The following is a 20,859-nucleotide window of genomic DNA, read 5'->3' on the forward strand; positions in this document are numbered from 1 at the left end:
ATTCGCAATTTAAGAGTTTACTACCTCACAAAATAAATTCCTAAAACTGCCGACAGACAGTTAATTTTATATTTTACTGAATTAAATCAATTCAGACTATTTTCTTCTTTAAGGCTCAAAAGAACAAGCCGAGGTACAAATTTATTATCGGTTCTGCAACAATCAGCGAGATAACAGCCGAAGCGGCAATCGAAGGCCCAAAGGGAAACGCCATTGGGTTATCCTCATCATTCGCCTTTATATTACTGAATATAAGTGTAAACACTATTCCTATTATACATGAAAGAAGCACCATAAACAAACTATATTTCCAGTTGAAATACATCGAAACCATGAAAAATAATTTTATATCGCCGCCGCCCATGCTTTCTTTCTTAAGAATCTTATCCATTATAAGTACTATTATAATAAGCGGCACGGCAATAACAAGACCGTTAAAAACTCCGGTGAGTATATTTTTTATTATATTTCCGCCGCCAAGAACGGCAAAAACAACATAATCTATTATTCCGGCTAAAATAAATCTGTCCGGTATTATCGCAATATCAAGGTCAATGAGCGATATTGCAAGAAGTATAATTACAAGAATCAAATATTGAATTGTATTGAGGCTTATATCATAACGGAAAAGCACAAGCACAAATGCAATACCGGTTATAAGCTCTGTTAATGGATAGCGTACGGAGATTTTTTCACCGCAGTAGCGGCACTTGCCTTTTTGGAAAAGCCATGAAAAAACAGGCACTAAATCCTTTGCACCGAGCTGATGTCCGCAAGCGGTACAATGACTGTGGCCATGCACAAAATCCTCGCCATGGGCAATTCTCCAAGCCATGCAGTTGGTAAAGCTGCCAAGCACCGTTCCGAGTACAAATGTAAGTATAAATATGTATGCTTTAAAAGCAGGAGTCATATATAACAACATTTCTGCCTCCTATTAATTAACAGGAGCCGCAACCCATCGGCTCCTGTATTTTTTGGGTTGAATCCGACTAACCGGTGTATGTCGGACTAAAAATTAATTACTTAATAAATTCAAACTTAAACAGATTGATTAGTGATCTCCACCTACAACGAATGGATCAGCATCCTTTAAAGAGTCATTTGTGTATGTAAGCTTGAAATCATCAACTGTTGTACCTGAAGCTGTTACGTCAGCACCTTTAGCCTGAAGTTCATAGCCGGCTGTTTTCATTGCTCCTTTAATATCTGTGCTTGGAAGTGTAGGATCTTTTTCTGTCATATTCTTAACCATAATTTCTGCATAGTAAGAACGAACATTAGCCTCGTCAGCTACTGTCTTAGCCTTGTTAAGAGAGTTGTTGAATGAAGGGATAGCTATTGCAAGAAGAATAACGATGATTGCGATTACAATAAGCATTTCCATTAATGTGAAGCCTTTTTTGTTTTTAAGTTTCTTTCTAAGTTCTACTAATTTATTCATAGTGAACGTCCTCCTTAAATATCTTTATTTAGTTCTTTTATATATCGGATGTGAATGGGTTGGATTTCACATGGGATAACATATTAATTGTTACATACTTCCGTACATTGTGAACATAGGCATGTAAACCGAAAGCAGTATGAATAATACAAGGAATGCAAGCACACAGATGATTATAGGTTCAAGGAGAGCAAGCATCTTTGTTGCGGCTGTATCGGATTCGTTGTCATAAAATGTACCTATTGTATCAAGAGTTGATTCAAGAGTACCGGTTTCTTCGCCGACAGCGGTCATTTCGATAAGCAGCTCCGGAAGATATTCGCAGCTTTGCAATGCACTTCCGAGAGTACGTCCCTGTTCAAGCTGAGGAACAGCGTTTATTATCTGTGAGCCGACATAATAGTTGTCGATTACCTTTCCGGTTATATTCACCGCCTCCATAATAGGAAGTCCGGCGGAAATAAGCGTAGACATTGTGTTTGCAAACTGTGACGCTGTTTTCATTCTTGTAAGTCTGCCGAGAATGGGATTTTTAAGCTTCATCTTGTCTGTTTTCAGCCTGCCGTCCTCACGCTTTCTGTAAAGCTTGTATAATATTCCACAGCTCGCCATAATTATAATCATAAGCCACCACCAATGAGTGAAGAAGTTTGATGTGGCTATGAGTGCCTTTGTTAAACCGGGCAAATCTGTGCCGAGAGCGTCAAAGCTTTCTGTAAATATTGGTACTGCAACTACCATTATAATTATTACAACAATAATTGCAACAACTATTGTAAAAATTGGATAAATCATAGCACTTTTTATCTTATTTGCTATTTTTGATGATTTGTCATAATACCTGTGCAGACGTTCAAAGGACGCTTCCAATGTACCGGATTCCTCACCGGAACGAATTGTTTCGATAAAGGTAGCCGGAAGCTTAGGGCCTTCGTCCTCAAAGCTTTTGGCAAGCGGATGTCCGTCGCCTACGTCGCCGGCAACCGCAGTAAGTATTTTCTTAAGTGGTTTGAATTCAGTCTGCTTTGCGATAAGGTCAACGGCACTGACGATAGGCAGACCGGCACCGAGTATTATCGAAAACTGCGAACACATTATTGAAAGATCCTTTTCCTTTATTCGTCTTTCAAAGGTTATCTGGTTTTTTTGTTTAACTTCTTTTATTTCCGTAACAACGGAGCAGGTTTCTTTTATTTTGGAAACGGCGTCAAATTCATTGATTGCCTCAACATAGCCGTCTACATCAGCTCCGTTTTTGGATTTGGCTTTATATTTGTAGGTAAGCATAAGAAATTCCTCCTGCGGATTATGTCCGGATATTATAAAACATTTCCGCCCGTTTAATTTTGCGATTTGTTAAAAGCCGAGATTTTTCTTTATATAATCCTGGTTTCTTGCGTAAATTCTTGCCGATTCATTGGAAATTTGTTTGCTTCGTGCAAGACGCAAGAGTGAATTATCCATAGATATTGCACCGATGTCGGCAGATGTGGCTATTGTACTGTCTATCTGTGCTGTTTTGCCTTCACGAATGAGGTTTTTGATTGCCGGATTGACAATCATAAGCTCACAGGCAACAACACGTCCCGAGCCGTCTTTTTTGGGGATGAGCTGCTGGGAGATAACGCCGACAAGCGTCATGGAAAGCTGAGAACGAATCTGATGCTGTTTTGCCTCCTCGAACGAATCAACAATACGGTCGATTGAATCTGCCGCAGAACCCGTATGGAGCGTAGCAAAAACAAGATGTCCTGTTTCTGCCGCCGTAAGTGCGGTTTCGATTGTTACGGGATCTCGCATTTCTCCGATAAGAATAACATCGGGATCTTCACGAAGTGCGGCACGAAGTCCGTTTGCATAGCTTTTTGTATCTCTGCCGATTTCTCGCTGGTTGACGATTGCCTTATCGGGAGTATAGATATACTCGATAGGATCTTCAAGAGTGAGAATGTGGTCGCATCTTGTGTGGTTTATTTCGTTAAGTATTGCGGCAAGCGTAGTTGACTTACCGGAGCCTGTCTGGCCTGTTACGAGAACGATTCCACGCTTAAGTAATGTAAAATTGGTTACAGCCGGAGGCAGTCCGAGTGAATCCAAAAGCGGAATGTTGTCGTTCAAAAGACGGAGAGCGATAGAAGTATGGTCCTGCTGACTGAATATATTGACACGGATTCGTGTGTCGCAGAGAGTTACCGCAAGGTCAACCTCGCCTTCGTCAAGATATTGCTGATAGCCTTCCTCGCCTGCAAGCTGTATTGCAAGGGAGTCGCACTCATCATGTGTGAGTATGTGGTCTGTCATGGATCTAAGCTCACCGATAACTCTGTATTTCGGCGGAAGTCCGCAGATTATATGAATATCGGAGGCATTATTTTCTTTTGCAGCTAAAATAAGATCTTCAATCTTCATAGTCGTAATCACCTGTGTTTGTTATACGTCTTGCCTCGGAAATAGTTGTTGTTCCGTCAAGAATAAGCTTGCGGCATCCTTCGGCAAGAGTTGTGAAATGACCGCTTTCGTTTGCTATTGCGGTTATTTCGTCACGTTGTTTGTTCTTTGAAATTGCGGTTCTGAGCTTTCCGTCAAGAAGAAGTATTTCAAAAACACCTATACGTCCACGATAGCCTGTGCCGTAGCAGGCAGAACAGCCTTTGCCATGATAGAATTTATGGCCGGCGGCAGTTTCCTTTGTAAAGCCTACGCTTTTTAATTCCTCTTCTGTTGGAGTATATTCCTCACGACATTCGGGACATATTTTTCTTACAAGACGCTGTGAAATAACGCCGTTTAATGCACTGGAGATAAGATAAGGCTCAACACCTATATCCAGAAGTCGCTCTATGGTTGCGATGGCATTGTTGGTATGGATAGTAGAAAGAACGAGATGTCCTGTTATGGCGGCACGCATTGCTATCTGTGCGGTTTCACCGTCACGTATTTCGCCGACAGCGATAATATCCGGGTCCTGACGGAGTATGGAACGAAGACCGCCGGCAAAGGTCATGCCTGTTTTTTCGTTTATCTGTACCTGGTTTATGCCGTGTATGTTGTATTCGACGGGATCTTCAAGAGTAACAAGGTTTACAAGCTCTGTGTTAAGCTCTCGGATCATTGAATACATAGTTGATGTTTTACCGGAACCGGTAGGGCCGGCTATAAGTATAACGCCGCCGTTTTTATTATTTATCAGATAGTTGTACTTTGCGAGATTTTCGTCCTTGAGACCGATTTTTTCCTTGCTTAAAAGCTGTGAGTTCTTGTCAAGAATACGGATAACGAACTTTTCGCCGTTTATTGTAGGTATGGTTGACATACGAAGGTCAATATCGGAATTTTTGATTCTTACGTTTGAACGGCCGTCCTGCGGAACCTTACGCTCCGTAATGTCCATGTTTCCCATTATCTTAAGACGGGAGATAACGGAAGACTGAAGGTTTTTCGGAACAGACATAATTGTTTTAAGAAGTCCGTCGATACGCATTCGCACACGAAGCTCGTCCTCTTCCGGCTCAAGGTGAATATCGCTGGCGTGCTCAACAATAGCACGCTCGATAAGAGAGTTTACAAGTCGGATAGTAGGAGCGGACTGGTTATCGTTTTCCAGTGAGTTTACGTTATCCATAGCGAAAGAAGGTGTGTCGGAAATCTCTCGCTTCATTTCCTCGATAGCTCTTGCGGCACCTTCGTTTCCGTAAAGTGTGGCAATTTCACGCTCGATAGAATCGGCGGTTGCTATCATCGGGATAACACGTTTTCTTGTAGCGTTTTTAACGTCCTCTATCGCAACGAAGTTAAGAGGGTCGCTCATGGCTATGTATAAAGCGTTACCGATAAGCTTAACGGGAACCAGGCCATGCTTTTTAGCAATGTTTTTAGGAAGAATTTCAGTAAGCTGAGGCGATATGGATGCGGTAGAAAGGTCGATTGCTTCAACACCGAGCTGCATCTGAAGAGCCTCGATTAACTGGCTTTCTGTTATTATTCCTTCTTCTATAAGTTCTTTACCTAAACGGTTTTTGGTTATTTTCTGATTTTTTAATGCCGATTCGAGCTGTTCCTGCGTGATAAGTCCGGCAGAAATAAGCAGGTCACCGAGTCTTGCGTATCTCATTATATTTGTCACTCCTTAATGTCAGGATATAGTTCTGAAGCTGAAAGTAAAGGTTTTTGATAAATCGGAATACATTTTGCTCTGCAATGTATAGCTTCCGGTAAATTCTCCGTCGTTGTAATTTAACTGAAAATCAGTCATTTTTGATGCTGTATATGTGCTTCCGCCTATAAGAGGCTTAAGATGGTCGCCGATAACGTCGTCGGAAATGTCATTTGTTGTGTTTATGTATAAAAAGCCTTGCTTTATTACAAAATGTCCGTCATCAATGCTGTAATTTTTGTTTGAGAACGATGAAACTGTGTTTGTGTCATCTGCACAGTTTATATCATAAGCATATCTCAAAACATCGGAGAGAGCTATATCTATCGTTGATGCGGTCAGGTCGCTTTCCGATACGAAAAGAGATCTTTTATATACTCGGTTTGATGCACTTATTCCTATGGTGACGCATGATGCAACCAAAAGGACAATTATAAGGGCAACGAGCGTTTCCAGCAGAGAAAAGCCTTTAGAGGACTTAAGCTTATCCATTGTTTGTCACCTCCGAAGGAATACGGTAAGAACGAAGTCCGTCTTCTTTTCCGTAGTATTCAACCGAATATCTATATGTTCCGGATTCACTTTTGACAGTTATCTGGCCTTTTGCCGGATTCTGCAAGCCTTCTGCGGCGGCAAGCTCATCACGGAAGTTTGTATCTGAGCTTTCAACCTTTCTGTTTATATTGGTTGACGCTATTGTCATGTTTACAAGTATGATTGCCGAAAAGGTGATTATTACTATTGCAACAAGTGTTTCCACAAGTGTTTCGCCTTTAGAAGCTCTTTTGCGGATATTACGCATTTGTCGTTACCCCCTTTGTTATTGTGCCTGAATCGTAGGTAACTGTTGTATTCAAAGTATATATAGTTACATCAAAACCACGCTCTACTTCGTGTTCTTCATCGCCTTCATCGGTTTTAACAATTTCAAGAACCAAATGCTTATCTGAATTCGGTTTGTACTCGATTTGTTCATCGACACTTCCCTTGTTTGGAGAAATGACTACCGGATTAAATCTGAGAGTTAAGGCATAGTCCGAAACAGCGTTTTCGGCTATTGTAAGATAAAAGATAGTTCCGTAGGTTTGTGTATTAAAAATCATTTTTACTTTTACATCGGGTATATCGGTATCTGCCGATGATACAGTAAATTCCTTTTCTATTTCCGAAGGCACTATTGTAGGTGCATAGTATTTTGTATGTGAACGATATGCGGTATAAACTACATCGGCTATATCAGCCTTTAAACCGGCATCATCGTTGTTTTCGTAGGTCATTTCATCGCATACATCTGCTACGTCGGTATGTTTTTCCGGACTCATCCAGTCATAATATCCGTAGCACTGGTATACGGTGTTGTTTTCCCATGCGGAATAAACCGTTCCGCCGAGAGAAGTTCTTATTAATTCGGCAGCAGAGCTTAATGCAAGATATTCCTGCTGTTCTGCTTCACGTTTTCTCATCTTGTCTGCATTTCCTGCGGCTGATGAAAGGATTACCGAGCCGACCATAACGCAGACAAGGAGAAGAACAAGTGCAATTATAAGTGAGGCACCACTCTGGCTTTTAAGTTTTTTAGATATTCTGTTCAAAATAGTGATGCCTCCTTGAGTAGTTAAAAGTTAATTGTAAGTAAAAGTCTGATCTGTCGTTGAATACTTAAATGTATAAGCGGCATTATATTTTTCGTTTTTGATAGTCAAGCTATCCATTGTTATAGTTCCGAGTTTAAAGTTGTTTGAAATATTTATAGCATATAAATCGCCGTCAATATTTTCAATACTTAAATATTGAGTACTGTTACCCCATGGTATTTCCTTTGAACGTAATTTGTCATTTCCGTCCTTATAGTTAAGTGATATTGTCCAGTCGGACAGATGTCTTTGAATATCCGAATCACACAATACAGCAAGTGATGTAGGGTAAGATGTACTATATGAATAATCATTGTTGATATATGTTGTTACTTTTCCGTCAGTTGAGTCAACGCATACGCCGTTTCCTTTATAGCTTCTGCCGTTCGTGAAATATTTTACAACACCTATTCTACCACTATCCAGCGATTTTGCCCAGTCTCCGCAGTGGTCTAATGAAGAAATTCTCGGATAAGGATATGTTGTATCATCAATATCCGTATCTTTAGGCCATGTATGACCGGCATTGTTTGTTGTAAATGCGGTTGATATATTAAGGCTCTTTATTTCTCTTAACGATTTTCTTGTTCCGGCACTTGTTCCTGTAACGGAATAATTTATGCCGGCCGCACTGTAAGCCCAATAGCATGAATTTGTTGCTATCGAATTGCTTGGCGGTGCAAAACCATATGAGGTCTTTGCGTTTATTTCGGATATTGTATAGCAGTTGCTTATTGAACCGTTTTTGTCGTTCGCTCCGACAAAGCCTGCGCCGGTTGCCTCTGCCGAATTAACCTTGCCTGCCACATAGCAGTTGGATATTGTTCCTGTATTGGAACGGGTGAAACCGGAAGCAAAGCCGTAATCCGATGTTACGTCACAGTTAGCATAGCAGGAAGAAATTTTTCCGCTGTTAAGAGCGACAAAGCCGGATGCGAATACTGTTCCGTATGCCGTTACAGAACCTTCTGTGAAACAGTTATTTATTGTTCCGAAGTTCGATACTGCCAACGGAGCTGTGCTTACCGCTGATGATTCAACGGCGGCATCAATTATTGCAGTGTTTGTTACCGTTCCGTTTGCGGCTATTGTGTTAAATAACGGTTTAGTAAGACCGATTATGTAATTACCTTTATTTCCTATGCTGTTGTAGCTTCCGTAGTGAGCACCGCTGCCTCCCGAAACATAACCGCCATCAAAATTATAGCCTTTATTATCGATGTTTCCGGTTGAGTCGGAAGCATATATGTTGTGAGTAACCTTTATATACCATCCGGCAGAGGCGTTGCTCATGTTCTGGAGCTGTTCGGCTGTTCTGACCTGGAAACGGTTTGCGGTTGAATTTGTGAGTGCTTTATCCGATATTGCATTTGCAAAGTAAGGATTGATATATACTGTTACCGATTTACTTGATGAAATATTATAATCTACAATATTATAATCAACTCTTACCGAACTGTAAATATTTGTTCCGTTCGGTTTGATACGGTTTACTGCGGCAGCTGTAAGTTTATAAAGATTATAGGTGCCTTTACCTATCTTTATATTTGAAAGAACCTCGTCACCGTTTGAAACCTCAAGTCCGTTGAGAGATATTTTATGTGTATCTCCGCTGAGATGGAATAAACCATAGCCTGCTGATGTGATTCTCTTTGAATTTGTCGTATCCATGGTTCCGACTGAAACCATTTTCCCTTCATCGTCCATGTAATTATAGAAGTAGGTATCATCGGAATATTTTTCATAGTACGCAATATATCCGGTAGGAAGAGGATTTGCCTCCGCATACCAGTCACCGAAGTGGAGATAATCTCCGTAGGTCTTTGTTTCCGGATCATAATCTCTTACAACGGCAGGGAACGGATAATTCCTTCCCTTAAGGTCGTCCGACCAAGGATATGTGTTGTCAGCCGAAGCTTTTCCCGAAGCGGCGGCGTTGCCATACTTAGGAAGCGTTACTTCGGTGAGTTCAGTGTAATCACACGCAGTATAACCAAGACAGTTGGGATAGCCCGACCATGGTGTCCTTACTGTTGTATTAACGATAGTGTTTTTAAGATAATAACAACTGTTAACGGTAAGTGTTTTGTAATCACTTGAAATACCATAAGCACGTACATCACCCTTAAGGTTTTCGCCGTTTATCGTGCAATAGCTGTAGCTCTGTGTTATTTTCTGAGCTCTCTTACTTTCGTTATTATTACCCCAGTATGCACCGTAAATATTGTCAAAGCCGCCGGCAATACCTCCGACGTATGCAATACCTCCTCCGTATGTAACGGAGATTTCGCCTCCGGCATAGGAATTTATTATTGAGCCTCGGCCGTTTAAACCTCCGACAAGACCGCCAATCAGCTTATATTGGGGATTAAACGAAGAATTTGTATCTGCTTTGACAATTTTGGAAACAGCAGAGCAGTTTTCAATCTTACCAAAGCACTCTCCGACAAGACCACCAATAGCATAAGGATTATGCTTTTTTCCGTTTGAGTCGGATTCTATTCCCTGTGCAACTGTATATCCGGAAACGGAGCAGTTGTACATTGTAGAATATGTATGACTGTATGGGTCAGTGTTGCCGTAATTCTTTATATACTCCTTATCACTTTCGCATTCAACATAGAGCAGACCGACCATTGCACCGACACCGGAATGTTTTTCATCGGTAGCACGATAGTATGATTTTACATATCCGCTTTCGTTATCGGGATCTGATGCAATCATATGAATGTTTTTAAGAGTCGCCTCCTGAACCTCTCCGAAAAGGCCGGTGAACTGATAGTTGTCTTCCTCGTATGTAACACATCTATAATCGATAATAACCTTATTCTGTCCGTCATAAGTGTTACGGAAGTTGCTCGGTGAATACTTTACACCGCTCGGAGTTGTGAACGGCTGTGAGTTAGGTCTTCCGATAGGAACATTTCTGTATGTATTTCCCTTTGATGTATCCATAAGGTCATATGTTTTACCGCAGTAGGTTTTTACATATGTTCCGAAGTTAATATCGGTTTCCTGTAAGAAATACATTTTTTTACTTCCGTTAAATGTGTTCCAGTAATATGATGCATGACCTAAAGCGTTTATATGTCTTGCACTTCTTACATAAACCGGATTGTCTTCTCCGGTAGGGTCATCGGGACATTTTGCATTTGTAACGCTTATGTCGGGATTTATTGCATTCTTTGCAAAGTCCGGGCAGTAGAAGAATGTGTAATTTTCGAATTTAGCCTCTGTATTTATATAGCCCGTAACTGTGATTTTATCGTAAAATCTTGCGGCATTGTTTCTCTCGGTCATCTGGAGAACATACGGAAGCTGGAATATTTTACAACTTGTTACCGTATAGGAAGAACCGTCATTTACGTTTTTAAATTCCAATGTTGCATTGTTATCAATTCTTACAGATAAGCCGTCGCCTGCTGTTTCGCTTATTTTAACGGTATTAAGCTTTGCGTTTTTGTCTATATCGTCGTTAAGCTTATATGTATAGCTTGATAAAGAATAAATACTCATTATTGCATAGCCGTCTTCTATACAGGTTTCATCTCTTAAGGTATCGACCTTCCAGTTGTTAAGACCACCTGTATCAAGATCGGCATTAACAGCCGTAAGGCTTGTTTCCGCATAGTAGCCGAAATATTTTCCGTCGGCATCGGGAGTTGCATATTTTTCATAATATACAAGCGATGTCTGAAGCTTAAGCTCTGCCGGCCAGTCGCCGTAATGATCCATAAGAGAACCGTTTGAATCGTTAAGCATAGCAAAAGGGAATACCGCATTGGCAAGCTCTGTTGAGTACGGATGGCTGTTTGCCTTGCTGTTTGTTATGCCTTTCTTTAAATCCGTATATCCGTAAGCGAAAGCACCGGAAGGAATATAATAATCCGAGTTGTAATTTGCCTGGCGAAGGAATTTACAATCCGTAAGACCTATGCTGGTTGCGTTTCTGTTTCCGCAGATTGCCGCAGATGTGTTTAAATCAACGGAATCATCTTCTCTTGCTACTCGTCCGTAAGCGTTACATCTTGTTATAAGTCCGCTCGTTGCATAGCCGACAATTCCGGCTGAATAGCCCTGTGCGGTAATATCGGAGGTTGAATAACAATCTGTAAGTGAAGCCGATCGTGCAAAACCGACTATACCGCCTGCGTAGTTGAGTGTTGTTGTTATATCTCCGGAGGTATAGCATTTACCGATTATGCCGCTTTCGTGATAGCCTATAAGACCTCCGGCATAAGAAGATGCCTTGACATTTATTGCACCGAAGGAATCGGTGAATGTAACGCCTCTTGAAGTTTTGCCGACAAGTCCGCCGGCATTACTGCCTCTTGCTGTTATCATGTATTTTTCAACTCTGTCAGCCATATCGGGAAGATGTCTTCCGTATTCATCGACATTAGTAAGATAAACGCCTGTTGATATAACACTTCCGCCATTCATTTCTCCGGCAAGAGCACCGACATTGCTTATACCGTCAACATCGATATTCACAAGACGGGTATTCTGAACGGTACAGTTGTTAAGCGTTTCAAAAAGTCCTGTGCTTGTCGATGACGATGTATTTGCTATTTTGAAGTGGTTAATGCTGTTGTTGTTGCCGTTATATGTTGTTCCGTTGAAAAGAGTTGAGTTGTTTATAGGTTTAATACCTGTTTCTGCATAAGGGTTTGCCAACGGCTTTCCTTTTATAATTGCGTCATCATCCCAGTTCTTTGAACCTACATCGGTGCTTTTTACTTCAAAATCTATCGGTGCGGTTTGCGTTATTGTTATTCCGCCTTTTTTAGCGTCATAAATTGTGCTTCTGAGGTTGTTAAGATGACGTACCGCATGGACGGTGATATTTCCGTCTGCATCTCTTGAACCGAATAAGCTGTTTACATTTGAAACTTCTCCGTAGCCGGTAAGAGTCATTCCGTCATATGAATATGTAAGGCTTATTGCTACTTTAAGATTATCGCCGGGATTAAGTTTTCCGTTAGTAATCTTTTCAAAGGATTCGCGATCGCCACGAATACTGTCAAACAGAGTGTTAAATGAAAGCGTATCGTTTCTGAGCCAGAAATCCGTACCGCCTCGTAAATCGGTTGACCATATATGCTCTGTTTCGTTCCCGGAAACATACTCTTCGTCTGTAAGAGTTACCGTAGCGATTATATAACGCTGTGTTTTAAGGAGTTTTCTTACACCTGAGCATGTAACTTTGGCATATAAATCTTCTTTGTTGATTATATCTATAGTAGGATTCAAATTTTCGGGATAATCCGATTCGGCCGAAAGACCGATTGAACCGCCGTAATAGCCTATCATTACAGGTTTTCTGTCCGAACGGTCTCTTGAAGGAAGTCCGTTGAAATTAACTTCGTCATAAACAAAGCTCTTTTTGGCATAAAATACACCATAGACGTCACCTGATTCCGGATTAAGTTCGATTATGAAATGGCCGTTCTGGTCAAGCGAAGATACAAGTATTGAATCGTCGCCTATTATATAATCCTGTAAAATAGAATCGTTATTGTTCAGTACATAAAGTTTTTTCCAGTCATCGTCGCCTAAATCGTAATCCTGCGGACACATATCCGTTTCACTAAGTCTTCGTCCGAGATACCCGGCTTCGAGATCGTCCTGGAAATTAGCGAGAGATCCCGTTGCTTTCATGGTTGTAAGCTTGTTTTGCGTTACAAGATATATCTGCCGGGCTGTGTCGTCAAGCTCCGCAATCATAAGATTTTTTCTGAGTGAGGATATTGCCGGAATGGCAATAGCAAGCGTAATTATGATTATTCCGATTGTAATAAGAAGCTCTTGGAGAGTGAAGCCTTTTTTATTATTTATTTTTTTCATAGCATTTCCGCTCCGTTTTATTAAAAATTTGGTTGATTAAAAAAGCAGACATATACTTAAATTATAATACTATTAGGGCATGTAAACAACATTTTTTAACAATTTTTTGCCGAGAAATCTATTAAAGGCAAGTTGTATTAAAAGACGAATTTATACTTTCAAAAAGGGGATTTTGATGAAAAAATATGTTGCGGCCTTATACATGAGGCTTTCAAAAGATGACGGAAAAATTGAAAGCTCAAGTATTTCAAATCAGAGGAAGATATTGAAAAGATATGCAGAAGAAAACTGTTTTGATATATACAAAGAATACATTGATGACGGTTACAGCGGAACAAGCTTCGACAGACCGGCATGGAATAAAATGATAACGGATATAGAGAATGGAAGTATCAATACGGTTATGGTAAAGGACTTATCGAGGATAGGCAGGGACTACATAATTTCGGGACAATATACGGAAATTTATTTTCCCTCAAAAGGAGTAAGGATAATTGCAGTCAATGACGGATATGATTCATTCGGCGGATTTTCTGATATGATACCGTTTAGAAATGTATTAAATGAAATGTATGCAAGAGATATAAGCAGAAAGATAAGAAGTTCGCTCCACAGCAAAATGCTTGAAGGCAGTTTTATAGGAAATTTTGCACCGTACGGATATAAAAAAGATGAGAACAACAAAAATCATTTAATTATAGATAATGCTTCGGCAGAAATAGTAAAACGGATTTTTGAATATGCGTATTCGGGCTTAAGACCGACTGAAATTGCAGAAATGCTTAATAAAGAAAATGTACTTACGCCCAAGGAATACAGAAAATACGGTTTTATAAAAGGATACGTGAAAGATAAGCTTATGTGGAGAGCATCAACCGTGTGTAAAATAATTTCCAATGAGGTATACATAGGTAGTGTTGTACAGGGAAAATCAAAGAAGGTATCATTCAAAAGTGATGTAATGATACGGAATCCTAAGAATGAGTGGATAAAAAGTGAAAATAGACATGAAGCGATAATCGATAGAGAGACATTCGAGAAAATATCGGAAGTAAGGAAAAGAAAATAAATAATTCCGCTGACATGTGCATGGGATTCGGGTGCAATGCCGCCGGAGTAACCGGGTGCAGAATCATTGATTCGGAAAGAGAAAGACTGGTTGCGATAATAACAAACAGCTTTGTTCCCTGTAACGGGAGGTTTCCAATGCTTATTTCGATAATAACAATGTTCTTTACGGGCTATGCTGTCGGATTTAGGCAGACTGCGGCTTCGGCTGTTATACTCTGTGCATTTATTGTGTTCAGTGTAGTAATGACGTTTATTGCATCGGGAATACTTACGAGAACGCTATTGAAGGGGACGCCTTCGTCATTTATTCTTGAAATGCCGCCGTATCGAAAGCCGAAAATAAAAACCGTTGTGTTGCGGTCGGTAATAGACAGGACAATATTTGTTCTCGGAAGGGCGATAACTGCGGCAGCTCCGGCAGGTATACTCATATGGTTAATGGCAAATATCTATATCGGAGATATTACCTTGCTTTCTATGTTATCCGGAGCGTTAGACCCGATAGGGAAAATAATGGGATTGGACGGAGTTGTTTTGACTGCATTTATATTGGGATTTCCGGCAAATGAGATAGTTGTGCCGATTATGATAATGGCTTATATGGAGAATGGCGTTATTGTAAATATGTCGAGTTTAGCCGAGCTTAAGGCGTTGTTAATTTCAAACGGCTGGACATGGATAACTGCGGTAAGTATGATGCTGTTTTCATTAATGCACTGGCCTTGTGCAACAACGCTTATGACGATAAAAAAAGAAACCGGAAGTGCAAAATGGACTGTGATTTCGTTAATAATGCCGTTGGCGGCAGGTTTTATAATATGCACTTTATTTTCAAATATAGCGAGGTTATTTATATAAAAACAGGTCGGAAATTTTTCCGACCTGTCAGTTACTTTTATTTTGCAAGATATTCCTTGTTTTTCTGAATAAGTGTTTTGATGTATTCCGGTGAAGGTCCGCCGACAATGTTTCTTGCCTGAACGCATTTTTCAACGGATATAGCATCATATACCGTTTCATCAAAAACAGGCGATATTGCTTTGAATTCATCAAGTGATAAATCCTCAAGCGAAGTATTGTTGTTTATGCAGTAAAGCACAAGCTGACCGAGTATTGCATGGGCATCTCTGAAAGGAACGCCGTGCTTAACAAGCCAGTCTGCCGCATCGGTTGCGTTTGTAAAGCCGCCCTTTGCTGCATTATACATATTATCTGTTTTGAAAACAGCAGTTTTAATCATATTTGTGAATACGGGAACACACATCTTAATTGTGTCGATTGCATCGAATACGCCTTCCTTATCCTCCTGCATATCCTTGTTGTATGCAAGCGGAAGTCCTTTCATAACTGTGAGCATTCCCATAAGGTCGCCGTATACACGGCCTGTCTTTCCGCGGATAAGCTCTGCCATATCGGGATTTTTCTTCTGAGGCATTATGCTTGAGCCTGTTGAATATGCGTCATCAAGCTCAACAAACTTAAATTCGTGACTGCTCCAGAGAATTATTTCTTCGCAGAAACGGCTTAAGTGCATCATTATTATAGAAAGCGTTGAAAGAAGCTCAACACAGAAATCTCTGTCGGATACACCGTCCATGCTGTCGAGAGTTATTGCCGCAAAACCGAGAGTGTCTGCAACCATGCTTCTGTCGAGCGGATAAGTTGTTCCGGCAAGAGCGCCTGAACCGAGAGGCATTACGTTTGTTCTCTTGTATGTATCGTCAAGTCTTTCTATATCACGCTTGAACATTTCGCAGTAAGCAAGAACATGGTGAGCAAGTGTGACAGGCTGGGCACGCTGAAGATGTGTATAACCGGGCATAATTGTGTTGATGTTTGCTTCGGCTATATTGTTGAGTGCCTCAATAAGCTCAAGCATAAGCTTTCTGATGTCTGTAATCTGTTCCTTTACATACATTCTTATGTCGAGAGCAACCTGGTCGTTTCTGCTTCTGCCGGTATGAAGTTTTTTGCCGACATCACCTATTCTTGAAATAAGTATTGTTTCGACATTCATATGAATGTCTTCTGCTTTTTCATCAAAAACAACTTTGCCGTTTTCAATATCGTCAAGTATTTCAAGAAGGGTTTTGTGTATAAGTTTTGCGTCTTCAACAGGAATTACGCCCTGTTTTCCGAGCATATCGACATGTGCCATACTGCCGGTTATATCTTCCTTATACATTCTCTGGTCAAATGAGATTGAAGAATGGAAGTGGTCAGTAAAGCTGTCGGTTGATTTTGTAAAACGTCCGCCCCAAAGCTTCATAATGCGACTCCTTACTTATTGTTTTTTTCTACGTTCTGTAACATCATTGCACGAACCTTAAGAGGAAGACCGAAGAGGTTGATGAAACCGTCAGCATCCTTGTGGTTGTAAAGTTCACCTGTTGTGAAGCTTGCGATTGATTCGTTGTAAAGTGAATAAGGTGATGTTGATCCGGCAGGAATGATGTTGCCTTTGTAAAGTTTAAGTTTAACTGTACCTGTTGTTGTTTCGTTTACGCTGTCAAAATATGCTGAAAGAGCTTCACGGAGAGGTGTGTACCATTCGCCGCTGTAAACAAGCTCTGTGAATTTGTTGCTTGCGATTTCATTGAAAGCCTGAGTTTTCTTGTCGAGTGTAAGATATTCAAGCTCTCTGTGTGCATACATAAGGATTGATCCGCCGGGAGTTTCGTATACACCTCTTGACTTCATACCTACAACACGGTTTTCGCAGATGTCTTCGATACCGATGCCGTTTGCTCCGCCGATTTCGTTAAGCTTTGTAAGAAGTTCAACAGGGCCAACCTTTTCGCCGTTAAGTGTTGTGCAGATACCTTTTTCAAATCCGAGTGTTACATATGTAGGTTTGTCGGGAGCCTTTTCGGGTGATACACCAAGCTGGAGAAGGTGCTCATAGTTAGGCTCGTTTGCAGGATCTTCAAGCTCAAGACCTTCATGGCTTAAGTGCCAGATGTTACGGTCACGGCTGTAGCTGTCACCTTTCTTAACGGGAGCGGGAATTCCTCTGTCTTCAAGATATTTAACTTCTGCTTCACGAGAATCCATCTTCCATGTATCAAGTCTCCAAGGAGCGATGATTTTAAGATCGGGAGCAAGAGCCTTTATTGTAAGCTCAAAACGAACTTGGTCGTTTCCTTTTCCTGTTGCACCGTGGCAGATAGCTGTTGCGCCTTCCTTACGAGCGATTTCAACAAGTCTTTTTGCGATGATGGGTCTTGCCATTGATGTACCGAGAAGATATTTTCCTTCGTAAACAGCGTTAGCCTTTACACAAGGGAAAATAGCGTCTGTAATAAATTCTTCTGTAAGATCCTCAAGATAAAGCTTGCTTGCACCTGTTTTAAGTGCTCTTTCTTCAAGACCTTCTGTTTCTGAGCCCTGTCCTACGTTTGCACATACGGCAATAACCTCAGCATCGTTGTAGTTTTCTTTTAACCAAGGGATGATAACTGTTGTATCAAGTCCGCCTGAATAAGCAAGTACGATTTTTTCTTTCATAATTATTCAAACCTCCGATTTATAATAAATTTTATATATGTTTTTCAATATAAAGAAGTATACATTGATGTTGTGAAAATTGCAACAACTTAATCCAAAAATAATTAAAAACGTGAATATTTATGCAGTACAAACAAATTTTAATACATGATTGTGCATAATAAGTTGCTTTTTGGTATTTTTAGTGCTATTTCTGACAAAATATACAATTAAAATATACTATACCAATAATAGTGTTGCAATAATATATAAAAAGATGATATAATATGTCAGAGGAAGATATTAATGTTGGGGGAGTTTTATATGGCAAGCTTTTATAGAAATGAAAATTTAAAAAAATGTTTGTTGATTGTCTTATGGGGAGTTACTCTCTTTGCAATCGGTTTCGGCATCCAGTTTTACCGAGGACTCGGTCAGAAATTTGATGCTGTTCAGAATATTCCCATAAACGAAGTTAAGCTTGATACTGTTGCAGACGGTACATATGAAGGAGAATATACATTTGAAACCATAAGTGCCAAGGTTACTGTAATAGTAAAAGACAATGAGATTAAGAAAATAACTCTTGATGAATTTGAAACAGATAAGGGTGAGGCTGCTGCCGATATAGTAGACACCATTGTTTCGGATCAGAGCGTTATGGTTGATGATGTTACAAAGGCAACCGATTCCAGCCGAGTTATAAAGCTTGCTGTGCTTAATGCTCTCGGCCAGTAATTTAATATTAAAAAAATAAAGGGCCGCCTTTGGTGGCCCTATTTTGGTGAATAAAATGGAAAAATGGTTTATAGCAAATAAAAAAGCGGATTTTGATGCAATAGGAAAACACTTTGGTATTTCTCCTATATTGGCAAGAATAATAACGAACAGAGGAATAATAGGCGAAAAAAATATACATGAATATTTATTCGGTACAATAAATAACCTTTACTCACCGTATCTAATGAAGGACATGGAAAAGGGCATAAATATTCTTGTGAACGGAATAAATGAAAACAAAAAAATAAGGGTAGTGCAGGACTATGATGTTGACGGCTGTATGTCCGGTTACATACTTGTTACGGCATTGAAAAGATGCGGAGCTGATGCGGATTATGATGTTCCGGACAGAAAAAGCGAAGGCTACGGAATTAATGAAAGAATAATAAGAAACGCAAAGGCTGACGGTGTTGATATACTTCTTACCTGTGATAACGGCATAGCCGCAATAAATGAGGTTAAGCTTGCAAAACAGCTTGGACTTACGGTTATTGTAAGTGATCACCACGAAGTGCAGTATGAGCATACGGAAAACGGTCCGAATTATATAATTCCGGAGGCAGATGCGGTTATAGATATAAAAAGACCGGACTGCGATTATCCGTTTAAACAGCTTTGCGGTGCCGGAATTGCCTATAAAATAGCCGAATGTCTTTATGAAAAATTCGGAATCGCTAAAGGTGAGCTTTATAAGCTTATGCAGTTTGCAGCAGTTGCAACGGTGTGTGATATTGTTGATTTAACGGGTGAAAACAGAATAATTACCAGAGAAGGCATGAAGATACTTGATAAGACCGAAAATTTCGGAATGAGAGCTTTGCTCGACAGATGTCTTAAGCCCGGAGAAAAAATTTCGGTCGGAAGAATAGGCTTCTTCATAGGACCGGTAATAAATGCCGGAGGCAGAATGTCAACTTCTATACTGGCAATGCATCTGTTCTTCAGCAAAAGCAGAGACGAGGCAGAAAATATACTTGATGAACTTATTACATATAATAATGAAAGAAAAAAAGCAACAGAGGACGCTGTAGGGAAAATTGTATCGGAGCTTGGCGACGATGCCGAAAATTCAAATGTTATAATAAAGTATATTCCCGACTGTCACGAAAGCGTTGCCGGAATAGCGGCAGGACGAGTTAAGGATATTTACCACAGACCTGTTATAGTACTGACGGACAGCAGTGACGAAAACAGCATAAAAGGCTCGGCAAGAAGCGTTGAGGGCTTTGATATATTTGAAAGAATAATGACCTGTCGTGATCTGCTTTCCAGATTCGGAGGACATCCTATGGCGGCAGGGCTTACGCTCGAAAAGAAAAATTTCGATGAATTTGTAAGAAGAATGAATGAACCGGGCTGGCCCGAGGGTGCTGATAAATTTAAAAGAATAGTAATAGATGCGGCTGTTCCGTTTTCAAAAATCAACAGTAATTTAGTTAATGAAACGGCACTTATAGAGCCATGCGGAAAGGCAAATACAAAGCCTGTTTTTGCGGCTAAAAATGTTTCGATACGAAGGGCAATGATATTGGGAAAAAACAAAAATGTTCTTAAGCTGTATCTTGACGACGGAACAACGGAGCTTGAAGCTATATGGTTCGGCGATGTTGATAAGGTTGTTGAAAATATAAAAGCCAAATACGGTGACAAACAGGTGTCAAATATGTTTGCCGGAAAAGAAAACAATGTATACACTGACATTATTTATGTACCAAAGATAAATAAATATAATGGGTTTGAGCGAATACAGCTTGATATAACGTCATTCCGGTGGTAAAATAAAAATGTTGTTTATAAATAAATTCACTCGGCTATTGAGGAGGAATAATAATGGATTTAAAAGATACCATAAGAAGCATTAAGGATTTTCCGGAAAAGGGTATTATTTTCAGAGATATAACTACACTTCTTAAAGACGGAAATGCTTTAAGACAGGCAGTTGACGAAATGGCAGATGCTCTTTCTGATGTTGATTATGATATTGTGGTAGCACCGGAATCAAGAGGATTTATATTCGGTATGCCTATTGCTTATAATAAATGCAAAGGCTTTGTGCCTATAAGAAAGAAAGGCAAGCTTCCTGCCGAAACAGTAAGCAAGGAATATGCTCTTGAATATGGCACAGCAACAATCGAAATGCACGTTGATGCACTTCAGAAGGGACAGAAGGTAGTTATCCTTGATGACCTTCTTGCAACAGGCGGAACAGCAAAGGCTATGATCGAGCTTGTTGAGTCGGTAGGAGCAGAGGTTGCAGGTCTTTGTTTCCTTATTGAGCTTGAAGACCTTAAGGGCAGAGATGTACTTAAAGGCTACAACGTAAAGAGTATACTTAAATATTAAAAAATGCTTGCTTTTCGGGAAAGTATCTGATATAATAGCAAATGCGTTTGACCTGAAAAGGTCTTGTTGGTTATTACCGGTGCTCCGCTGTTACGAAAATA

General features: G+C 40.1%; 15 protein-coding genes and 1 pseudogene. 5 read left to right on the top strand and 11 right to left on the bottom strand.

Annotated elements, in window-relative coordinates:
• Positions 1-115: 115 nt before the first annotated feature.
• The 9 genes from KQI66_RS05345 to KQI66_RS05385 all read right to left on the bottom strand — a co-directional run bounded on the left by KQI66_RS05345 (position 116) and on the right by KQI66_RS05385 (position 13,078).
• Positions 116-925 (bottom strand): prepilin peptidase, encoded by an 810-nt coding sequence (locus KQI66_RS05345; protein ID WP_216427647.1) that lies wholly within the window; start codon positions 923-925, stop codon positions 116-118.
• A gap of 129 nt (positions 926-1,054) precedes the next feature.
• Positions 1,055-1,444 (bottom strand): prepilin-type N-terminal cleavage/methylation domain-containing protein, encoded by a 390-nt coding sequence (locus KQI66_RS11430; protein WP_216427648.1) that lies wholly within the window; start codon positions 1,442-1,444, stop codon positions 1,055-1,057.
• A 90-nt stretch (positions 1,445-1,534) separates the two neighbouring features.
• Positions 1,535-2,731: a type II secretion system F family protein gene (locus tag KQI66_RS05355; RefSeq protein WP_216427649.1), complete on the bottom strand. Its 1,197-nt coding sequence runs from the start codon at positions 2,729-2,731 to the stop codon at positions 1,535-1,537.
• A 69-nt stretch (positions 2,732-2,800) separates the two neighbouring features.
• Positions 2,801-3,853, bottom strand: a complete 1,053-nt coding sequence (locus KQI66_RS05360) for a type IV pilus twitching motility protein PilT (RefSeq protein WP_216427650.1) — start codon at positions 3,851-3,853, stop codon at positions 2,801-2,803.
• Positions 3,843-5,555, bottom strand: a complete 1,713-nt coding sequence (locus KQI66_RS05365; protein WP_216427651.1) for a GspE/PulE family protein — start codon at positions 5,553-5,555, stop codon at positions 3,843-3,845. The genes KQI66_RS05360 and KQI66_RS05365 overlap by 11 nt, the downstream gene beginning before the upstream one ends.
• Positions 5,556-5,576: 21 nt before the next feature.
• Positions 5,577-6,089: a prepilin-type N-terminal cleavage/methylation domain-containing protein gene (locus tag KQI66_RS05370; protein ID WP_216427652.1), complete on the bottom strand. Its 513-nt coding sequence runs from the start codon at positions 6,087-6,089 to the stop codon at positions 5,577-5,579.
• Positions 6,082-6,399, bottom strand: a complete 318-nt coding sequence (locus KQI66_RS05375; protein ID WP_216427653.1) for a type IV pilus modification PilV family protein — start codon at positions 6,397-6,399, stop codon at positions 6,082-6,084. Before KQI66_RS05375 ends, KQI66_RS05370 begins: the two co-directional genes overlap by 8 nt.
• Positions 6,392-7,189, bottom strand: coding sequence for a hypothetical protein (locus tag KQI66_RS05380; protein ID WP_216427654.1), 798 nt, complete (start codon positions 7,187-7,189; stop codon positions 6,392-6,394). The genes KQI66_RS05375 and KQI66_RS05380 overlap by 8 nt, the downstream gene beginning before the upstream one ends.
• A gap of 30 nt (positions 7,190-7,219) precedes the next feature.
• Complete coding sequence (locus KQI66_RS05385) at positions 7,220-13,078, bottom strand: hypothetical protein (protein ID WP_216427655.1); 5,859 nt, start codon at positions 13,076-13,078, stop codon at positions 7,220-7,222.
• Between the two features lie 202 nt (positions 13,079-13,280).
• On the opposite strand from KQI66_RS05385, the gene KQI66_RS05390 reads away from it, so the two are divergent.
• Together KQI66_RS05390 and KQI66_RS05395 are read left to right on the top strand one after the other, a co-directional pair.
• The gene (locus KQI66_RS05390; RefSeq protein WP_253287681.1) at positions 13,281-14,147 is read left to right on the top strand and encodes a recombinase family protein; all 867 of its coding nucleotides are present in this window, start codon (positions 13,281-13,283) and stop codon (positions 14,145-14,147) included.
• A gap of 14 nt (positions 14,148-14,161) precedes the next feature.
• A pseudogene (locus KQI66_RS05395) lies at positions 14,162-15,007 on the top strand (nucleoside recognition domain-containing protein); the annotation flags it as partial.
• A 37-nt stretch (positions 15,008-15,044) separates the two neighbouring features.
• Here the strand turns inward: KQI66_RS05395 and argH are convergent.
• Both argH and KQI66_RS05405 read right to left on the bottom strand, forming a co-directional pair.
• Entirely contained in the window at positions 15,045-16,421 is a 1,377-nt protein-coding gene (argH, locus tag KQI66_RS05400; RefSeq protein WP_334300585.1) for an argininosuccinate lyase, read from the bottom strand.
• Between the two features lie 8 nt (positions 16,422-16,429).
• Positions 16,430-17,656, bottom strand: a complete 1,227-nt coding sequence (locus KQI66_RS05405; protein WP_216427659.1) for an argininosuccinate synthase — start codon at positions 17,654-17,656, stop codon at positions 16,430-16,432.
• 303 nt (positions 17,657-17,959) lie between these two features.
• Between KQI66_RS05405 and KQI66_RS05410 the strand changes: the two genes are divergently transcribed.
• Genes KQI66_RS05410 through KQI66_RS05420 form a run of 3 tightly spaced genes read left to right on the top strand, consistent with a single transcriptional unit; the run spans position 17,960 to position 20,758 of the window.
• Positions 17,960-18,373 carry an FMN-binding protein gene (locus KQI66_RS05410; protein WP_216427660.1) on the top strand — a complete coding sequence of 138 codons (414 nt, stop codon included), beginning with the start codon at positions 17,960-17,962 and terminating at the stop codon, positions 18,371-18,373.
• A 46-nt stretch (positions 18,374-18,419) separates the two neighbouring features.
• Positions 18,420-20,192, top strand: a complete 1,773-nt coding sequence (gene recJ, locus KQI66_RS05415; protein ID WP_330655054.1) for a single-stranded-DNA-specific exonuclease RecJ — start codon at positions 18,420-18,422, stop codon at positions 20,190-20,192.
• Positions 20,193-20,242: 50 nt separating this feature from the next.
• On the top strand, positions 20,243-20,758 hold the full coding sequence (locus KQI66_RS05420; RefSeq protein WP_216427818.1) for an adenine phosphoribosyltransferase: 516 nt from the start codon (positions 20,243-20,245) through the stop codon (positions 20,756-20,758).
• The last annotated feature ends 101 nt before the right edge of the window (positions 20,759-20,859 follow it).

It is taken from the genome of Anaerotignum sp. MSJ-24, from assembly GCF_018918145.1.
Taxonomy (GTDB): Bacteria; Bacillota; Clostridia; order Lachnospirales; family Anaerotignaceae; genus Metalachnospira.